The 19,294-nt window shown below is 54.7% G+C and carries 18 protein-coding genes and 1 other RNA gene; 7 read left to right on the top strand and 12 right to left on the bottom strand.

The genetic code is table 11. The annotated features are described in order from the left end of the window. From H9I52_RS05715 to H9I52_RS05690, 6 genes are all read right to left on the bottom strand, one after another. On the bottom strand, nt 1–690 hold the full coding sequence (locus tag H9I52_RS05715) for a cell division ATP-binding protein FtsE (RefSeq protein WP_139513507.1): 690 nt from the start codon (nt 688–690) through the stop codon (nt 1–3). 74 nt (nt 691–764) lie between these two features. Continuing rightward, nucleotides 765–968, bottom strand: a complete 204-nt coding sequence (locus tag H9I52_RS05710; RefSeq protein ID WP_139517639.1) for a fructose-6-phosphate aldolase — start codon at nt 966–968, stop codon at nt 765–767. 88 nt (nt 969–1,056) lie between these two features. Next, nucleotides 1,057–1,713, bottom strand: a complete 657-nt coding sequence (gene fsa / locus H9I52_RS05705; protein ID WP_139513508.1) for a fructose-6-phosphate aldolase — start codon at nt 1,711–1,713, stop codon at nt 1,057–1,059. 115 nt (nt 1,714–1,828) lie between these two features. Further along, the gene (locus H9I52_RS05700; RefSeq protein ID WP_187453034.1) at nt 1,829–3,520 is read right to left on the bottom strand and encodes a M28 family metallopeptidase; all 1,692 of its coding nucleotides are present in this window, start codon (nt 3,518–3,520) and stop codon (nt 1,829–1,831) included. Between the two features lie 309 nt (nt 3,521–3,829). After that, nucleotides 3,830–3,926: signal recognition particle sRNA small type (gene ffs, locus H9I52_RS05695), an RNA gene on the bottom strand. Nucleotides 3,927–4,112: 186 nt separating this feature from the next. After that, a complete protein-coding gene (locus tag H9I52_RS05690) occupies nt 4,113–4,631 on the bottom strand; it encodes a carboxypeptidase-like regulatory domain-containing protein (RefSeq protein ID WP_187453033.1) in 519 nt (172 codons plus the stop codon). A gap of 322 nt (nt 4,632–4,953) precedes the next feature. Here H9I52_RS05690 and guaA point away from each other — a divergent pair, with 322 nt between their 5' ends. Further along, nucleotides 4,954–6,486: a glutamine-hydrolyzing GMP synthase gene (gene guaA, locus H9I52_RS05685; protein ID WP_187453032.1), complete on the top strand. Its 1,533-nt coding sequence runs from the start codon at nt 4,954–4,956 to the stop codon at nt 6,484–6,486. A 120-nt stretch (nt 6,487–6,606) separates the two neighbouring features. Further along, a complete protein-coding gene (locus tag H9I52_RS05680; RefSeq protein ID WP_187453031.1) occupies nt 6,607–7,305 on the top strand; it encodes a type 1 glutamine amidotransferase in 699 nt (232 codons plus the stop codon). Nucleotides 7,306–7,351: 46 nt separating this feature from the next. Here the strand turns inward: H9I52_RS05680 and H9I52_RS05675 are convergent, their stop codons facing one another. After that, nucleotides 7,352–8,038, bottom strand: coding sequence for a DUF1361 domain-containing protein (locus H9I52_RS05675; RefSeq protein WP_187453030.1), 687 nt, complete (start codon nt 8,036–8,038; stop codon nt 7,352–7,354). 352 nt (nt 8,039–8,390) lie between these two features. Between H9I52_RS05675 and H9I52_RS05670 the strand changes: the two genes are divergently transcribed. The 5 genes from H9I52_RS05670 to H9I52_RS05650 all read left to right on the top strand — a co-directional run bounded on the left by H9I52_RS05670 (nt 8,391) and on the right by H9I52_RS05650 (nt 14,344). Then, nucleotides 8,391–10,418, top strand: coding sequence for an ABC transporter substrate-binding protein (locus H9I52_RS05670; protein ID WP_187453029.1), 2,028 nt, complete (start codon nt 8,391–8,393; stop codon nt 10,416–10,418). A 69-nt stretch (nt 10,419–10,487) separates the two neighbouring features. Further along, a complete protein-coding gene (hemL, locus tag H9I52_RS05665; RefSeq protein WP_187453028.1) occupies nt 10,488–11,813 on the top strand; it encodes a glutamate-1-semialdehyde 2,1-aminomutase in 1,326 nt (441 codons plus the stop codon). Nucleotides 11,814–12,062: 249 nt separating this feature from the next. Then, the gene (locus H9I52_RS05660; RefSeq protein WP_187453027.1) at nt 12,063–12,926 is read left to right on the top strand and encodes a hypothetical protein; all 864 of its coding nucleotides are present in this window, start codon (nt 12,063–12,065) and stop codon (nt 12,924–12,926) included. A 93-nt stretch (nt 12,927–13,019) separates the two neighbouring features. After that, on the top strand, nt 13,020–13,556 hold the full coding sequence (gene dcd / locus H9I52_RS05655) for a dCTP deaminase (RefSeq protein ID WP_187453026.1): 537 nt from the start codon (nt 13,020–13,022) through the stop codon (nt 13,554–13,556). Between the two features lie 257 nt (nt 13,557–13,813). Then, on the top strand, nt 13,814–14,344 hold the full coding sequence (locus H9I52_RS05650) for a hypothetical protein (protein WP_187453025.1): 531 nt from the start codon (nt 13,814–13,816) through the stop codon (nt 14,342–14,344). A gap of 90 nt (nt 14,345–14,434) precedes the next feature. On the opposite strand, the gene gldC is transcribed toward H9I52_RS05650, so the two are convergent. The 5 genes from gldC to gldF all read right to left on the bottom strand — a co-directional run bounded on the left by gldC (nt 14,435) and on the right by gldF (nt 19,235). After that, on the bottom strand, nt 14,435–14,770 hold the full coding sequence (gene gldC, locus H9I52_RS05645; RefSeq protein ID WP_139513519.1) for a gliding motility protein GldC: 336 nt from the start codon (nt 14,768–14,770) through the stop codon (nt 14,435–14,437). A 132-nt stretch (nt 14,771–14,902) separates the two neighbouring features. Next, on the bottom strand, nt 14,903–16,027 hold the full coding sequence (dnaN, locus tag H9I52_RS05640) for a DNA polymerase III subunit beta (RefSeq protein WP_139513520.1): 1,125 nt from the start codon (nt 16,025–16,027) through the stop codon (nt 14,903–14,905). Nucleotides 16,028–16,165: 138 nt separating this feature from the next. Then, nucleotides 16,166–16,735 (bottom strand): hypothetical protein, encoded by a 570-nt coding sequence (locus tag H9I52_RS05635; RefSeq protein ID WP_187453024.1) that lies wholly within the window; start codon nt 16,733–16,735, stop codon nt 16,166–16,168. Between the two features lie 41 nt (nt 16,736–16,776). Next, the gene (gldG, locus tag H9I52_RS05630) at nt 16,777–18,510 is read right to left on the bottom strand and encodes a gliding motility-associated ABC transporter substrate-binding protein GldG (protein ID WP_187453023.1); all 1,734 of its coding nucleotides are present in this window, start codon (nt 18,508–18,510) and stop codon (nt 16,777–16,779) included. Then, nucleotides 18,510–19,235, bottom strand: coding sequence for a gliding motility-associated ABC transporter permease subunit GldF (gldF, locus tag H9I52_RS05625; protein ID WP_139513522.1), 726 nt, complete (start codon nt 19,233–19,235; stop codon nt 18,510–18,512). The genes gldG and gldF overlap by 1 nt, the downstream gene beginning before the upstream one ends. Nucleotides 19,236–19,294 lie beyond the last annotated feature (59 nt).

The following is a 19,294-nucleotide window of genomic DNA, read 5'->3' as shown; positions in this document are numbered from 1 at the left end:
CTACTCGGGTAGCACCACAGAAGCCCGCGCAGAATCGAGCAGCTGACCGTTTTCGCACTTCAGCACCCGCTTTGGGTACTGCTTGATAATCTGATAGTTGTGTGTAGCCATCAAGACGGCCGTACCGGAGTTGTTGATCTCTACGAACAGGCGCATGATGCTGTCGGCTACGTCGGGGTCGAGGTTGCCGGTTGGCTCGTCGGCCAGCAGCAGCAGCGGTTCGTTGAGCAGCGCTCGCGCAATGACAACGCGTTGCTGCTCACCGCCGGAAAGCTGGTGAGGCATTTTGGCCGCCGAGTTGGCCAATCCTACGCGCATCAGCACCTCAGAAATGCGCTGTTGAATTTTTGCTTTGCCGCTCCAACCCGTGGCTCGGAGCACAAACGTGAGGTTTTCGGCCACGGTGCGGTCGAAAAGCAATTGGAAGTCTTGGAAAATAATGCCCAGCTTCCGACGCAGAAAAGGCACCTTGCCCAAGCTCAGCTTCTGCAACGGATACCCGACTACCGTACCCACACCAGCGCCCAATGGCAAGTCGGCGTAGAGCGTTTTCAGGAGCGAGCTTTTGCCTGAGCCTGTGCGCCCCACGAGGTAAGCAAATTCACCTTTTTCAAGCTCAAACGAGACTTTTTGCAGCACCGTGTTCACGTCCTGCATGATATAGGCGTCGTGCAGCTCAATAACTGACATGCGATTCGGGTATTAGGGAAACGGGCAACGCGGCTTCGGGGAGGTGGAAATCTCAGCCTTGCAGGCACCCAATATCAAATTTCCAGCTTCTGTAGTTTGCCAAATTCCAGGCCTTCAATAACGCCGGCCAGCTCGGTTTCCTTGCCTTCCAGACCGTAACGGTGCAGATCCTTCAGCGGACGGTCGGCGCGGAAATACGCGATGAGCACAAATGCTTCGTCGCGCAGCTGGATATAGTCCGGAATCTTGGCCTTGCCTTTTACCTTGATGATGTACACTGCTGGGAAGAAATAGCGGAGTATAATTTGAGAAATACGCAGCACAGGTACTTACCAAACCATACTCCAGCCTTGTTATTTGAAACGGTTACCCGTTGACTTTCTTGTGGTCAGCCAGAAACTGGGCCAGGCCTTTGTCGGTGAGCGGGTGGTTGAGCAGGCCCGTAATCACGTTGAGCGGACAGGTTACCACATCGGCACCCAGCTCAGCGCACTGGATCAGGTGTGGCACGTGGCGCACGGAAGCCGCCAGCACTTGCGTAGGATACCCGTAGTTGCTGAAAATATCCACGATCTGCTGGATCAGCTGCAACCCGTCGTGCCCGATATCATCAAGGCGCCCTACAAACGGCGATACATAGGTGGCGCCCGCCTTCGCCGCCAACAATGCCTGCCCAGCCGTGAAAATCAGCGTGCAGTTGGTTTTGATGCCTTTTTCGGAGAAGTGCTTGATGGCTTTTACGCCGTCGCGCGTCATGGGCACTTTTACCACGATGTTGGGGTGCAAATCGGCAAACATCTCCCCTTCCCGCACCATTTCGTCAAAATCTACGGCGATCACTTCCGCCGACACATCTCCGTCCACCATTTCGCAGATCTGCTTATAGTGAGCCATGATGTTGTCCATGCCCTTGATGCCTTCTTTGGCCATCAGCGAAGGGTTGGTAGTGACGCCATCCAGTACGCCAAGTTCTACGGCTTCCTGAATGTCTTTGAGATTGGCGGTATCGATGAAAAATTTCATGCAGCAGAAGGTTAAAAAAGAATGCTCAAAGCTAACCGTTTTGGGGCACTAAAGCAGATACGCTGCCGAAGCGTTTCCTTTTCGGCTGCTTCGTAAAAGCGAGCTCACGCTTGTTTTATTCCTGTAGGCTCTTGTCGCGAGCGCCCTTAAATTCGGAAGTGGCGCGCCATTTTGGGAATGTAGTTTCGCTGGCCAAGCGCTGGCCCACCATGAAATAGAGTTGAGCATCCTGCGTAATTCCGCGCAAGTCCCATTGTGGATCATACTGATCCTGAGGCTTATGATACTGCTGGGCTGTGTAATTCTGCCGCAACTGCGCGACGTAGTCTTTGCCTTTTTCGCGGCTTTCGAAACCACCGCTGGCATACAGCGAAGGCACACCCACGTGGGCGAAGCTGAAGTGATCGGAACGGTAAAACATGCCGGTTTCGGGGTTCTGATCAGGCAAAATGTAACGATCCTGGGCTTTGGCAGCGTCGCGGGCATACTCTTCCAACTCCGATTGTCCATACCCGATCACCGTCAAGTCCTTCATCGGCCCGTATGGCCAGAGCATGTCCATGTTCAGGTCGGCCACGGTTTTGGCCAGCGGGTAGAGCGGGTGCGCTGCGTAATAGGCCGAGCCCAGCAAACCCTGCTCTTCGCCGGTCACGGCCAGAAACACAATGGTGCGGCCGGGTTTGGTGGGAGTTTGAGTGAAGGCTTTGGCAATACTCAGAAGCGCTGCCAGCCCCGTTCCGTCATCAACGGCACCGTTGTAAATGGAGTCTCCGTTGATGGCTTTGCCAATACCAAAGTGATCCCAGTGGGCCGAATAGATGATGTATTCTCCGGGGCGAGTTGCGCCTGGCAGCACGGCCAGTACGTTTTTGGAAACCCGACGATTCAACTTATTTTGAATGCTGGTGCTCAGCGTCAACCCCAGCGGACGGGCTTTGAAGCCTTTTGTATTGGCGGCGGCGTAGGCTTCGTCGTAGTTCTGGCCGGCGGCGGCAAACAGGCGCTTGGCCGCGTCCAGCGTGACCCAGCCTTCCAGGGCACACTTGCTGGCGCCTTTGTCCGGCGTTTGGGGCCGTAGTTTGGCGCCTAACGCACCACTTTGCACCACCGACCAGGGATAGGCGGCGGGCTTGGTGTCGTGGACGATGAGCAGGCCGGCGGCGCCGTGGCGGGCGGCCTCCTCGTACTTGTAGGTCCAGCGGCCGTAGTAGGTCATGGCATGGCCCTTGAACACGGTCGAGTCCGCGCCCGCGTTGCCCGGGTCGTTGACCAGCACGACCACGGTTTTGCCCCGCACGTCCCGCCCGGCGTAGTCGTCCCAGCCGTACTCGGGCGCCACCACCCCGTAGCCAGCAAACACCAGGGGCGAATTTTGCACCGCCACCACCGGCTTCTCTTGCTGCGTAAACGCAACATAATCGGTTTTGTAATTCAGCGTCAGGCTTTTGCCTTTGCCCTTAATCTGAATGGTTGGAGCAGGCGTGGCCGTGATTTCCACCATAGGCACATCCTGAAAGTAGCTGCCATTGGGGCCAGGCTGGAGGCCGAGCTTCTTGAATTCATCAGCCAGATAAGTGGTTACCTTTTCTTCGCCCGCCGTGAACGGCTTACGGCCCTGAAACTCGTCGGAGGATACGGCTTTGAGGTAGCCCTCGAGATCCGCTGACGACACTTCAATAGCCGGCGTTGCGACAGCAACAGCAGGGTTTGTGGTGCTGACGGTTTCAGCGGTGGGCTGGCGCTGGCAGCCGGCCAACAACCCCAAACCAAACAAAGGAATCAGCACACGTTGGCAAGAAACAGGCATAGGAGCAGCGACGTTGATTCGGAAAGTAAATTTTAGGAGTAAACAACACAATAGTAGCTAATTATACACGCCTGTAGCCAAATTAAGCAGCAGAATACCCTTCGCCAGAATTTCACGCATTTCTTACAATGTTTAATATAACTATTTGGTGTTCATGCACTTATATCAACAAGCAAAATATCCATTTCTGACAGGACAAACAAAAACCCCGTGGCGAAAAGGCCACGGGGTTTCGATAGATATGTTTCTGGACCTTGCCAGAAGCTAACTCAACAAGTGCTTTAACAACACTTGTTGAGGTAAGGGCAAAAAAAAGCGAACCAATATCGCACCGCTCAACCACCTACCCTTGCTACCTTCCGGTCCTGGGGGAGTTCAGCAGGAGCTGGTCGTACTGATTCGCCGGGACAAATATACGTAGGGATTGTAAGAACGCACAAGTTTTTTTGGTTTCTGAGCGCCGGATTGCGGTTTCTGTCATCCATCGAGGCTGCAATACCCACCTAGCTAACTACTTACAAAATCTTAGCCTGTACGTCAGGCCAAAATAAATCGGTGCGGACTAACTGACCTCACCAGCACCAAGCCCTGCTTACCGATCACGCTTGCCGCGATTTTTCTCCTTGGTCGTTGATGTCGGCATCAAACTTACTACCACTGGCAGGAAGTTACTGGCAAACAGCTCTTTGTCCTGATACCCTCCGTAGCTATATAATATGGCGTTGGTACCGGCTGGGGCTTGCAGCGTGTACTTCCCTTCAGCGTCGGTAATGGTGAGGGCAGCCGAGCCCTTCAGGCTCACCGTCACGCCGGCCATTGGTAGATTCTGTTCGTTCGTGACCCGTCCTGTTATAAGCACAGGCTTCATGTGTGCCACTGCGTCGAGCTTTGATTTCTCAACAATAGCGGAGGCAGGCTCGGCAGATGCCGTGTTTGCAAAATCAGGGGCAGTACTAACCGTTTCTTTATCAGGCCTTTGCTCATTAATGGATGCAGGCGCCGTTACGGGCACAACAGCCAATTGCGGCTCGGTATTTCCAGATTGTGCCACGGCCACCGAAGTAAGAAACAACGAAGCGAGAACGGCGAGGGAGCGGAGTAGGTAGCGCATGGGCATAAGTAGACAGGAGTAATTGCTGATCTAAATTCTTACTCTTCTAAGCGCTGAAAAAGGCTACTGCTTAACCCAATGTGACCGTAAGATTTTCCGCAAAACATATAACAATTGCGATACAATGGCCCTTCTTTCATTTGCCGCGATGGTTGAGCTATAGGATTATAGAATTATTCAGAGTAAATGTGACTTAATAGCACTTATAAATTGACTGATTTTAAGAAAACATATTTGGCTTTGAAATGCGTCGGCAAGCGAGCTCCCCTCCTTTGAACCCCTCGTCGTTTTGCCTGCTCATCTCCCCTGCCTACCTTTGCCCATGCCGCAACAAATTCTGATTCTCGATTTTGGCTCCCAGTACACGCAGCTCATTGCCCGACGCATTCGCGAGCTGAACGTCTACTGCGAGATTCATCCATATACACACGCCCCGGACCTCACTGAGGATATCCGGGGCGTGGTGCTTTCGGGCTCGCCGTGCTCCGTACGCGACCCCGAAGCCCCAAATCCCGATCTCAGCCGCTATTTGGGCCGAGTACCGGTTCTGGGCATTTGCTACGGCGCGCAATTGCTGGCTCACCAAGCCGGGGGCGAGGTGTTGCCAGCCACCATTCGCGAGTACGGGCGTGCCCGGCTTAGCCACCTCGACCGCAGCAATGCGTTGGTGCGTGACCTGAGCCTCGATTCGCAGGTTTGGATGTCGCACGGCGATACCATTAAGGTGCTGCCGGCCGGGTTTGAAATCATCGCTAGCACGCCCGAGGTCGACGTAGCCGCCTATCACCTTGAGGGGCAGCCTACTTACGGAATCCAGTTTCACCCCGAAGTAACGCACTCGAGCGAAGGCAAAACGTTGATGCGCAATTTCGTGGTGGATATCTGCAGCTGCGACCAAAGCTGGACTCCGGAACACTTTGTGGACAGCATGGTGCTGGCGCTCCAACACACCATCGGCCCCGATGAAAAAGTCATTTTGGGCCTTTCGGGGGGCGTCGATTCGTCGGTGGCGGCGTTGTTGCTGCACCGCGCCATCGGCGATCGGCTTTATGGTATTTTTGTCGACAACGGCCTGCTGCGTAAAGACGAGTACGAGGGCGTCTTGCACGCGTATAAAGGCCTGGGTCTCAACGTACAGGGCGTGAATGCTTCGCAGGAATTCTACTCGGCCCTGACAGGCCTCTCCGATCCCGAGCAGAAGCGCAAAGCCATTGGCCGCACCTTTATCGAAGTCTTTGACCGTGAGGCACATAAAGTAGAAGGTGCAAAGTGGCTGGCCCAAGGCACCATCTACCCCGACGTGATCGAGTCGGTGTCGGTGAAAGGGCCGGCCGTGACCATCAAGAGCCATCACAACGTAGGTGGCCTCCCCGACCGCATGAATCTCAAAATTGTGGAGCCCCTGCGGGCTTTGTTCAAAGATGAAGTGCGGCAAGTGGGTGATACGCTGGGACTTCCGCACAACATCCTGCACCGACATCCTTTTCCCGGTCCGGGGTTGGCCATTCGCATTCTCGGCGACATCACGCCGCAGAAAGTAGATCTGCTCCAGCGCGCCGACGCCATTTTCATCGATTCGTTGCGCCAGACCGGCCTTTACGACCAAGTGTGGCAGGCGGGTGTGATGCTGCTGCCGATCCAGAGCGTAGGCGTGATGGGCGACGAGCGCACGTATGAGCAAGTGGTGGCGTTGCGCGCCGTAACCAGCGTCGATGGCATGACCGCCGACTGGGCCCACCTGCCCTACGACTTTCTGGCCGACGTGTCGAACAAAATCATCAACCAAGTGCGCGGCATCAACCGCGTGGTGTACGATATTTCGTCGAAGCCGCCGGCTACCATTGAATGGGAATAGCGCGCGTTTGGCAAATAAAAAAGGCTACTGGCTTTACGTCAGCGGCCTTTTTTGCAAGAGCTTAGTAGTCTTTAATGTGCCGTCATTAGGGCACTCTTCTGATTTCTTTTGCAGACAGTAATGCGGATTCATTGCCTCCAGCATATTTCTTTTGAGACGCCCGGCAGCATCCTCGAATGGGCCGAGCAACACGGATGTGAGCTTACGGTTACCCGCTTGTTCGAGTCCGAACCAAGTTTTCCTGACCCTGCTCAGTTTGATTTGCTCATCGTGTTGGGCGGGGCAATGAGTGTGCACGACGAAGCGGTTTTCCCGTGGCTCCGAGCTGAAAAAGCGCTTCTACGGACGGCAATTGAGTTGGGGAAGCGCGTGTTAGGGATTTGCCTCGGAGCACAGCTCTTGGCCGAAGCCCTAGGTGGCCGCGTGTATGCTAATGCGGAGCCGGAAATTGGCTTCCTGCCGGTTCAGTTTGCTCCCGAGGCTGCGCAGCACCCCTTATTCCGCCATGTTTCTTTGGCTTCCACAGTGATGCACTGGCACGGCGAAACCTTCTCATTACCGGCCGGCGCAACCGTTCTGGCTTCTTCGCAAGCCTGTGAAAACCAGGCATTTGCTTACGGCACAAAGATAGTCGGCGTACAATTTCATCCGGAATTGACGGAAATCATTATCGATCAGATGCTTACGCACGATGCCCACGAGCTGATACCTGCACCCTTTGTGCAAACTGAGCAGCAGATTCGGGATGAAGTTTATAAGCTGGCAGAAAGCCGCAAGATGCTGTTTGGGATATTGGACGCGTATTCTATAAATACCTAAAAATCAGATATTTATAAATTAGATCCATTACATAACAATCATATAATCAATCAGTTGAGGCGGTACTGTCTACTCGGCCGAGCTGCCGCACCGTCATGTACCCTAGCAGCAGAAAAACGCCAAAGAGTAACGTGACGCCCCAAGTGCCGCGGTGCGCAAATGGGTGCAGGACCCGGTTGAGGATGTCGTAGAAAAGCTCCAGTGGGTTAGTGATCACATCCCAGCTATTGAAACGCATGTAGCGGCCCAAATACACGCCAAAGCTACTGAGCATCAGCGCGATTGTGGCAAACAGCCAACTGGCTGCCACGCCCAACCTACGTTGTACCAAGGCCTGCATATCCAGCAGCGAAGCGTACGCAAGCATCAGTCCGTTCCAGGCGCAACTCAGGATTAGGGCCAGGTCATACCAATACGGCACGCCAACGCGGGGCTCGAGGTGAAAAAGGTCGGTGAGAATGTACGGTGCATTCGGAAAAAACAGCATCCATACCGCTCCGACTGGCAGCAACACCCGGGCGCGCAACGGCCCGGCCGCTGTGCCCAGCATGGTGCTCATGCCAAACGGGATGAGCGCCAGAAACAGATTCCACAACAGAAAAATAAAGGTGAGTTGGTGCGTCATGAACACCCGAAGCGTAATCAGCACCACGCTTAAAGTGAGGGATGCCCCCAAAATGAACAGGAGACTAAGCCGTTGGCGCAGGGCGTGGGCAGGAGGTGTAAAATCCATTATCTAAACTCTGGTGAACCAAGTAGCAACAACAAAACCAGTGCGGCAACTTATGCATTTCAGCTACCCTACTACGAGAAATCCGTGTGGAAAGCTGAAGAAGGTCTTTTGCCTTCTTTTGCTAAGATATTGGATATTAAGGCATAGCGTTACTTGGCGGTAGCAATGGCGGCTGACAAGCTGGGGCCATAGGGTTGCTTTGTTTTTGCACAGTTAAGGTAAAATAGTCCTTGTTAAAGGCTCTTTGCGGCGCCAAAAATTACCTTCCCCGCCGTTCCTGCGTACCTTTGCTACTACGGAAAATTTCTGTCGCGACTGCGTTTATTTCTTGTTTCTAACTCTGGCTCCTCGCATGAGGCATCTCTTCGCTCTGCGGTTTTTCTGTGTCTTGTTGGCGGCCCCCTTTACTGCCCAAGCTCAGCAACCAACTACTCGCCCGGCCACTACGCCCCCACCGCGCACGGCCACCCCGCCGAAGACCACTACCCCCATCGTGAAGCCTGGAGCCGCCGCCAAGCCTGGCACAACCTCAGGGACCAAAACCACTACCGCGCCTACGGGCACGGCGTCGCCAAAAACCAGTGTTCCGGCCAAGACAAGCCCCGCACCTGCCAAAACGAGTGTGCCTGCCAACACCTCTGCAATCACCAATAAGTCAACGACTTCCGTCACCGCTGATCCTTCGCCGACTGGTGCTGCCAAAGCTGCGGCTCCAGCGGCGAAACCCCAGCCGCCCCTGCCCGCTAACTTGGGTTCCAGCGATCAGTCGGTGCGGTATCAGAACGGTAAAACGCTGATTAACCAAGCTCGCTACGACCTCGCGATGCAGGAATTGGAGCCGCTTACAGCCCCGGCTGCCAAGTTTGCCAAGGCCCCAGAATCGGCTTATCTCTACGCCGTGGCAGCTACCCGCGCCAAAAAGTGGGCCGATGCCGAGCAAATGCTCAATTTGCTGCGCACCGAGTATCCGTCGTGGCCCGGTATGCCGGATGCATTTTTTCTGCAGGCGCAGGTTTCCTTCGAGCAAGCCGAGCCGGACAACGCTTTGACCGTGCTCAACCAAATTCCGGCGGGCCAGCTCGACGCCGAGCGGGAGAACATGAAGGCAACTTACCTGCCCCGCATCAAAGACAAACCCTTGTTTCAGAACTTGTTGCGCAAATACCCGCAAGATGCCGCTGTGGGCCGCGCCTACGCCAACAAGCTCGTCAGCGATGGCTGGTATACCGACGCCGACAAAAGCACCCTCGATCAGCTCATCACCCAATTCAGCCTCGACCGCAACCGCTACACGCCACGGCCGCGGGCCGTCAAGAAAGGCAGCTACAACGTAGCCGTGCTGCTGCCTTTCGAGTTTAACGATCCGAGCTGGGAGAAAATCCGCAAGAACCAGTTTGTGTCGGATTTGTATGCCGGAATGCGCATTGCGCAGGACTCGCTTCAACGTGAGAACCACCCTGTACAGCTGTTTGCCTACGATACCGGCGCCGATACCCTCCAGCTCAAGCAGGTACTGGCGCTGCCCGAACTGGCCGGCATGGACATGATTATCGGACCGGTTTACAAATCGGGCAGTAAGATTCTGGCGCGCTATGCCCGCGAGCGTCAGATCCTGTGTGTCAACCCTTTATCTCAGGACGGAGAGTTGGTGCTCGACAACGAGTGGCACTACTTGTTTGAACCCAGCAATACCACCCAAGCCCGCCAGGCCGCGCAGTTTGCGTTTTCGCATTTCACGGGCCGCACGGCTGTCGTTATCTACGAAGATACCAAGAACGAAACGGCGTTCGGACAAGCTTATAAAGCTGCTTATGAGGCTTTAGGCGGCAAAGTACAAGTGTTGCGCATGGTCGATTCCGACGCTGAGGAAGCACTTAATACAGCTTTTTCGGGCATCGATTTGAAAACGGTTGGGCATTTGGTTGTTGCTTCGGATAACCGGAAAGCCGGGCCGTATGTGATGGGCCTGCTGCAAGCCCAAGGAGCTCGCATTCCGTTGATTACCTACGCTTCGTGGCTGGAAAACCCGCGCATTAGCCTGGGCCAGCTCGACGCCCGCGACGTCTATTTCATCGATCCTCACCACCTCGACAAGACGGCTTTCGGCGTGCGGCGCTTCCGGCAGCTCTACATACAGCGGCAGAATCTACCGCCTTCCGTTTTTGCCAACATCGGCTTCGAGCTGCTCTACTACTTCGGCTCCCAGCTGCACCAGTTCGGGCCGGCTTTCCAGCAAAATCTGGCGGCTTCGGGGCCCGTTTCGGGGTCTGTGTTTCAAGGCATCGGATACCCCAACGGGGCGCATGACAACCAGTACGTGCCCATCACTAAACTCGAGCACCTAGAAATCGAGGTACTGAACCCCGTCGGCCTGCGGTAGGTTATACCCGCGCCACCGGTTTACATTTCCGAGCTGAAGCTTTCTTGCTTGTTCTTCAAATCCGTTTCTATGTCAACTCCCGTTTCCCCTTCTCCTGAACTCACCCTCGCTACCAGCGACGCCTTGTTCACGCGTGCCAAAGACCACATTCCGGGCGGGGTCAACTCGCCGGTGCGGGCTTTTCGGGCCGTAGGCGGTCACCCTGTGTTCATGCAGTCGGCCAAAGGCGCATGGCTTACCGATGTCGATGGCAATCAGTACGTTGACTTCATCAATTCTTGGGGCCCTATGATTCTGGGGCATGCGCCTGAGGTCGTGTTAGCGGCTGTGCAGCAGGCTATTCCGGGGTCATTATCCTTCGGAGCACCTACCCAGCGCGAAGTGGAAATGGCAGAATTGATCAAGCAAATGGTGCCCAGCATTGAAAAGGTGCGGCTGGTCAATTCGGGTACGGAAGCCACCATGTCGGCCATTCGGGTGGCGCGGGGCTACACCGGCCGCGACAAAATCATCAAGTTTGAAGGCTGCTACCACGGCCACGGCGATTCCTTCCTGATTGCGGCGGGCAGCGGCGCCCTCACGCTGGGCACCCCCGATTCGCCCGGCGTTACGGAAGGCGTGGCCCGCGACACGATTACGGTTCCGTACAACGACCTCGAGGCCGCTCGCAAAGCCATTGAAGTCAACGAAGGCCAGGTTGCCGCCCTCATCTTGGAGCCGGTAGTGGGCAATATGGGTTTGGTGGCACCCGTAGAAGGCTATTTGCAAGGCTTACGCAGCTTGTGCACGCAGCATGGCATCGTCCTGATATTCGACGAAGTAATGACGGGGTTCCGGTTGGCCCGCGGCGGCGCGCAGGAGCTGTACGGCATCACGCCCGACATGACCACGCTGGGCAAAATCATCGGGGGCGGCATGCCAGTAGGTGCCTACGGAGGCCGCCGCGAGATCATGGATTGCGTGGCCCCCGCGGGCAAAGTTTACCAAGCTGGTACGCTGTCCGGCAACCCCATTGCCACGGCGGCTGGTATTGCCCAACTAACGTATCTGCAACAGCACCCGGAACTCTACGACGAGCTCAACCGCATTACCATGCGCATCGTGGACGGCACACGGCAGATTACGCAGGAACTGGGCCTGAACTATACCGTCAATCAGGTTGGCTCCATGTTCAGCGTATTCTTTACGTCCGAGCCAGTAACGGACCTTGAGAGTGCCAAGACCGCTGATTTAGAAGCCTTTGGCCGTTATTTCCGGGCCATGCTGCATCGCGGCATTTACTTAGCCCCTGCTCAGTTTGAAGCCCTATTTGTATCTACAGCCATCACCGATGAGCTGGTGGACCTCTATCTGAATGCCTGCCGCGAATCTATGCGCGAAGCGCATGGCTTATAACCGTTTGAATGACAATTAGTTATAAAAATAAGAGTTAAAATAACTAGTTAAAGCTTCGCCAACTCAAATAGCAGCCTCCACGGCAAGCTATTAGGTTGGCGAAGCTTTTTCGTTAAGAATAACATCGGGCTTTCCCATTTGCAGGGTAGTTTTTCTGGCTACCCGCTAATTCACGCTGATTTATCGGCATTCGCTGCTGAAACGGCAAGCAACAGCGGTTACCTTTGTAGCTAAACTGCCTTTGCCGCTATGCTCCGACTTCGCCCCTTATCTCTGGTGTTTCTGCTGCTGTGGCTCGCCGTACCTGCAGCGTTGCGGGCCCAATCCGAAACGCCGGCTGCCGCCAACAAACGCCTGTTCGACCGTTCCGTGGACGAGCTTAATTTCCAGACCATGGAAACCGTGTACGATAAGTCGTTCACGCGCCGCAAGTTTCCGGTTACACTGCGTACCCACGAGCAGCGCCGCCAGTTCGATGACTACGCCGGCAATGCCGAGCTCAAGCGGTTGTTTCTGAATTACAACGACATAGCCGAGCGCTTCAAAGGCCACTTTGGCAAAGGCCGCACCGATTTAGCCGAATTTCAGAAGCAGCTAAACGCCATTCTGATCGACAAAAACTTTGAGTTTTTCATTCGCGTGCTGCCTCGCGACGAACGTGTGGCGCTCATTCGCTCGCTCCAACGGGTGATCAAACAGGCGACGGCGCAGTTTAACGCCTCCGAAGACCCCGCTCCTGAGGAAGTAGCCGACGATGGCGCCGCTGTGCCGCCTGCCGACGGAGGCACCGAGTCGGTGGCCGCAGCGCCCGTTGAGGACCCCGCACCGCGCCCCGAAGGCAATCTGGCCGAAACAGGTTCGGCGGCCTCGGCTCCTGCACTGCACGCTTCCGATGCGCCTTCCGCTCACGACTGGCTCGATTACCTGACGTTGGTCGTGGCCGGTGCTTCAAGCCTAATGCTGTTGTATCTGATAACCAGCGTCTTGCCAGATTTGCGCGCGCGCATCGACAGCTTGGCCGATGATCTGGAGCAGCAACAAACCGGCGTTCGGCCCGCCCGCCGCCCAACCGGTGCTCTTCCCGAAGATCGCTACGACGACGAAAACGAATAAATACGGATGCCGCAGGAAGGGCTGCAAAGCACCGAAAGCGTGACAGAACAGCCCCAGCAGCAACAAGATTGATAATCCCTGAAGTAAGACCGCATGATCCTCACCGACCAGCAGATCCTCGCCGAAATCGAGCGTGGCAATATTGTTATTGAACCGTTTGATCCGGCCTGCCTCGGCACCAATTCGTACGACGTTCACCTTGGCCGCTACCTCGCTACCTATCGCGACGCGGTATTGGATGCGCGCCGCCATAATGAAATCGACGTGTTTGAAATTCCTGCCGAAGGCTTTGTGCTTCAGCCCAATACGCTCTACTTGGGCGTAACGGAAGAGTATACCGAAAGCCACGCGCAGGTTCCTTTTCTGGAAGGCAAGTCAAGCGTCGGCCGGCTGGGCATTGATATTCATGCTACGGCGGGCAAAGGCGACGTGGGCTTTTGCAACACGTGGACATTAGAAATCTCTGTTACTCAAGCCGTTAGGATCTACAGCGGCATGCCTATCGGCCAGCTTATCTATTTCGCCGTGCAGGGCGACGTCAATATGTTTTACAACCGAAAAGCCAACGCCAAATACAACGAGCGCACCGACAAGCCGGTCGAATCGATGATGTGGAAGAATAACTGGTAGTTTCCGCTGCCGTCGCAGCGCCGATGATGCAACAAGCCCCTTTCTCGCTACGCCATAAGCCGCGGGAAAGGGGCTTGGCATTTTAGAAGCGTTGGCTTATTTCCCTGAACTGGGAGAGCCGGCCCATCCAATCATTCAAGGTTTTTAAACTCACTGGCACAGTTTTTCGTTAGTTTAGGTACAAGCGCCGCGTTCCTTAGTGTTGTGCAGCGTGTTGGCCGTGACTGATTAACAGGAAACTAAACGCTATGATACCGATGAGAAAGAAACTTGCCACCGCCGCTTTATTGCTGGTTACCGCGCTTGGCGCGCAAGCCCAACAGCAAGCTATGTCAGCAGCTCCCCGGGACAAAACGCAGTCTTCGCCGCGCCTTAATCCCGAGGTGCAGGCGCGGGCCAAGCGCCTTTCTACGCAAATGGCGCGCGATCTGCGTCTGAACGGCTATCAGGCTTCTCGCCTCGAAGCCATCAACCAAGACAAGGTGGCGAAAATGGCTGCCATTGAGCAAAAGCACGCCGACAATCCCAAATTGGTGGACGAGCAATGCTTAGGTGTGTGCAAAGAGCGCGACCAGGAGTTGCGTGCCGTCCTGAGCAACGACCAATACAGCAATTACTACGATTCGCGCACGGCGTACTATAAGTTCGACAAGGACTTTGCCGCTCGCTCGTCTAATATCCTGATGGTCAATTCCGTACAGAACCCTCTGCCAGCCAACAGCAAAGGCGCAGTACTGGCTCCTTCACGTACATCGGCACCAGCGGCACCTGCCAACCGCGGTCGCTAACCCAAACTTAACTTCTGCCTACACAGAAAAGGCCCCTGCATCAGATGCAGGGGCCTTTTCTGTGTAGGCAGAAGTTAACCAGTTAGAGCGCTAGCCTTTTTTCTGTTCTTCTTCGATGTGCTCCATTAGCTCTTTGCACAGGTCACGCATTTTCTGAGCCATTACGGTATCATTCGTAGCTGTGAGAAGACTTTCGGCCATCGAGCCAATGGTATCGACGCAGAAATACTTCATCTCCTCCACGGGCATGTCCTTGGTCCAGAGGTCGATTTTCATGGTGCCGCTTTGGTCGCGGTCCCAGAGGGCAATGTTGATGGCTTTGGCAAAGTGAATATCAGGGCCCGCGTCAGTGGCCTGCCAGCTGATGGCTTCGGGCACTTTCTGGTCGTCGAGGGCTATGCTGAAGCGGATTTCGGATTTTTTCATGAATGTGTTCTTAAGTCGGCTGTCATCCTGACGCAGGAAGGACCTCATCTAGCAGAATGTTAATCGATTATACACGACTCGTTCTGCTGTGATAAGGTCCTTCCTGCGTCAGGATGACATTAACTGAGTGGATTAAACGTAGTTGTTGAGCATCACCGGCATCACGAGCATCAGGATGCTTTCGTTGTCGTCGGCGGTGGTTGGCATGAGCAGGCCAGCGCGGTTCGGCGTGCTCAATTCCAAGGTAATTTCCTCAGAATCAATGTTTGACAGCATTTCCGACAGGAAGCGGGCGTTGAAGCCGATTTCCATGTCTTCGCCGTCGTACTGGCAAGGCAGCTTTTCGTTGGCCTCGTTAGAGAAGTCTAGATCTTCAGCCGAAACCGTCAGCTCCGAGCCTACCAAACGCAGCCGCACTTGGTGCGTAGTTTTGTTCGAATAGATCGATATCCGCTTCACGGAATTCAAAAAGTCTAAACGGCTGATAATCAGCTTATTAGGGTTTTGAACCGGAATTACGTTTTCGTAGTCCGGATAGCGCTCGTCGATCAGGCGGCACACGAGGCGCATCTGGTTGAAGCTGAAAAACGCATTGGAGTTGTTGAACTCGACGCGCACGGTAGTGGCCTCGGAGGGCAACGCGCTCTTGAGCAGGTTGAAGGCTTTGCGCGGAATGATGAGGTTAGCCGTTTGCCCGGCACCTACATCAGAACGACGGTAGCGCAACAGGCGGTGGCCATCAGTAGCCACGAAAGTAACTTGGTTGTCAGCCAATTGCACCAAGATACCCGTCATGGCGGGACGCAGCTCGTCGGTGCTAACGGCAAAGATCGTTTTGTTGATGGCCCGCGACAGCGACGAAGACGGAATCTCGATCGGCGTCGAACCTTTCACGACCGGCACGCGCGGGAAGTCGGTGGCGTTTTCGCCGGCCAGCTTATAGCGCCCGTTGGCCGAAGCGATTTCGATGGTGTAGGTTTCCTCGTCCAGCGTAAAAGTAACGGGCTGGTCGGGCAGGTTCTTGAGCGTGTCGAGCAGAATGCGGGCGGGAGCAGCGATGCGGCCCGTTTCACGCGCTTCTACGGGCAACTCCGTGATCATCGACGTCTCCAGGTCGGAGGCCGTAATCGTCAGCTTGCCCTCTTCAATCTCGAAGAGAAAGTTCTCCAGAATCGGCACCACGGGGTTGTTCGTAACCACGCCGTTGATGCTCTGGAGTTGCTTGAGCAAGGCGGAAGACGAGACGATGAACTTCATAAAAGAGGGTGTTTCGCAGGGGTTGGAAGTAAGGAGACAAAGATAGGAAACGCGGCGCGGGTTTTCTAGCAGTGCATATCATCTCCTGACGCAAGTTTCGGTGTCAAAACCTGTATCACAAAGCCAGTGCTTTTACCACTACTTAACCTTAGTTACTGATTTACGCTTACCACTATCATCGAAGGCAACTCTTTCGTCAAGTATAGTTTTCCAGTCCTTTTCAAAATATCCATATTTTCGAATAGTAAGTGTATCATGGTCACTGCCGTTCCTAAATTCTACACCAGTTGACTGGAAAAATTTATTCCCATTAATGACTTTAATAGAATCGTAAGAAATCAAATAGATATCTCCATTCTTGTAATAATATCTCATATAAGAAGACTTGCCATCATCAGCAAAAACAGTGGTACAAGTAAGCATCCCACTTTTGTAGTAACAATTCCATATACCTCGCTCAGTATATTTAAAATTACCTGAACTGTCCTTCTCTACCCTCAGAGCGCCAGTCCAGTATATTTGGCTTGGCTTAAATCGCCAGTAGGATATGTGTATTTTATCTACAACTTCTCCTGCCTCTAGTCTTGTCTTTTCTTCTTTTGTTAGGTGAGACTTATAATCAGATTTCACAAAAGCTTGTGGAACGCAGGAGGAGACTATTAAGGTAGGAAGCAGAATTAGCCAACCACCTGTTTTTGATTTTATCATCTTTTGTAGTCAATGATGTTGTCTCCAACCTAATAATATGTTTATTTAAAATTAGCATAGCGCCGCTTCCGACGCCACGCCCTCACCACACCAAATATCCCCAGCAACACCAGCGGCGCCACCAGATTCAGTGTTTGCCAGCGGGTGCGCTGCTCGGTAATTTTGATTTTATCCAGGGGGCGCAGCGTGATCTGTTTGCCGCGCACGGCAATCAGGCCGGTTTCGTCGAGCATGTAGTCTACGGCGTTGAGCACCAGCTCGCGGTTGGCAAATTCGGTATTGGCTAAGCGGTCGAAGCCGAGACGGTACGGGTTGCCGGTTTTGGGGTCGATTTCGCTGCGCACAAAGTCGCCGTCGGCAATGAGCAGCACTTTGCCTGGGTGTGCCTGGGGCGATGTTGCGGGCTGAAACTGCATCGTCCCCGGCTTAGCGCGGTTGGCGTACAGCGACTTAAACTGGCCTTCCAAGAGATAGCCCACCGGCACGAAGCTTTGCTTGTAGAGCTTGGCATCGGGTTCGAGGCGGGCGTCGTTGAGGTTAATCGGGACGGGCGACGGCAGCACGCGGGAATAGCGCGAAGTAAACAACAACGGCGTCTTGCGAATACCGACCGCCTTCACCGTGTCGATGCTAGACACAAACTTGGTGTACACCGCATCGAGGTTGCGTGTGATCGGGTGGGCGCTGAACTTGTTGATGAGCGGATAAAATTGCCACGGCATGGGCTCCACATTGGGCTTGTCGCCCACCATGCCCGTCACCAGCGGAATAACGCCGGAGTTGAGGTCGAGCACCAAGTTGGGGTTGACGCGCACGCCGTACTTAAACAGAAGATCCTCTAAATTAAGCTGATACGGAAACGACAGCATGCCGCCGCGCGCCGCACTATCCAGGTTGACGCGCATGGCATCCACGAAAAACAACGCGTTGCCGCCCTGGGTCACAAACTGGTCCAGCTTAAATTTTTCGTCCTCCGAATAAGGCTTCTCTGGCTTGGCCACGATCACGGCGTCGAGGGCACGCAAGTCGGGCACTTTGTCGAGATGCACACGGTACACGTCGTAATACTCTTGCAGTGAGCCCAGTAAGTCGCCGGCTTGCGCGTTGTTCAGCTCGCCGTGGCCTTCGACAACGCCAATGCGCTTGCGGCGACCGGGAGCCAACTTGCGAATGGTGCTCGCCAGCTCGTATTCCAGGCCTTCAATGCTTTGGTTGAGGCGCACGTCGGATGGGGCAGCCTGGTTGCCTCGCAGCAGCAGCACCTGCTTTTCTTTCCCCCCCATGGCTATCGTAGCCCACGGAAAGATAATTTTCTCGACGCGCTTGCCATTTTCGGTAGCGGCTAGGTTGGTGGGGCGCAGGCCTTTTTTCAGCAGCGTAGCGTAATAGTCGTTGCGGGCCTTTTCGGTGCTGGCTGCGCTAGGATCAACGAACACATAATGCAGGTTTGCACCGCCGTACACCTGAAATTCGTTAAGTGTCTCTCTAACAGATTGTTGCAAACGCCGGAAAGCGGGCGGAAAATCGCCCTCCAGGTACACCGTTACGGTCACCGGCGATTTGAGATCGCGCAGCAGCTGCTTGGTAGCCGGCGACATGGTGTAGCGCTTTTCCTGCGTCAGGTCGAGGCGGAAGAAAAACTGCTGGCCCACAAAATTGAACAGCAACAGAGCGCCTACGAGGGCGGCAAAACGCAGCAGGTCGCGGCGTTTGCGGGAGGCTACTACGGGCGCCGCAGCGGCGCCGGATGGCGTGAGGTCGTTGGCGGGCGTCATTACCAATTGCGGCTTTGCAAAACAAGCCGCGTGGCCAGCAGCAAGCCGGCGATGAGGCTGAAGAAATACGTGAGGTCGCGCGAGTCGATCAGGCCTTTGCTGATGTCGCGGTAGTGGGCCGCAATGCCCAGTTGGCTGATGTAGTAAGCGGGCCCGCCCTCAAACACCGAAGCCAACGAATCGAAGCCGGAATACACTAGGAAGCAGCCCACCACGGCCACCAGAAAGGCAATAATCTGGTCGCGGGTGATGGCCGAAGCGAAAATGCCAATGGCCGCAAATACCGCCGCCAGCAGCACCAAGCCTACATAAGAGCCGACCGTAGCAGCCGAGTCGATGTTGCCAACGGGGTTGCCGAGCTGGTACACTGAGTAATAATACAGCAGCGTCGGAATCAGGGCCAGCAAAGCTAACAGTAAACAAGCCAGATACTTACCTCCGATAATCTGCCCATCGGTGAGTGGGCGGGTGAGTAGCAACTCGATGGTGCCGGCCTTTTTTTCCTCCGCAAACGTGCGCATGGTAATGGCCGGAATCAAAAACAGAAAGATCCAGGGGGCCGTGTTGAAAAGGGTGCCCAAATCGGCGTATCCATAGTTGAGCACGCTGCTGTCGGGGAATACCCACACAAACAGGCCCGTCGCCACCAGAAACACCCCGATGACCACATAGGCCACCGGCGAGCTGAGGAAGGCGTTAAATTCTTTGCGAAGTATGGCAAACAAGGCGGTTCGGGTTAGAAGAGACGAGGTAGATGCGCCCCGCAGGCGCCAGTCGTAGTTGG

Origin of the sequence: Hymenobacter sp. BT491 (assembly GCF_014349165.1) — a bacterium.
In the GTDB taxonomy this organism is placed as follows: domain Bacteria; phylum Bacteroidota; class Bacteroidia; order Cytophagales; family Hymenobacteraceae; genus Hymenobacter; species Hymenobacter jejuensis.
The sequence above is the reverse complement of the archived record's forward strand: the minus strand, read 5'-3'. Positions and strand labels throughout refer to the sequence as shown.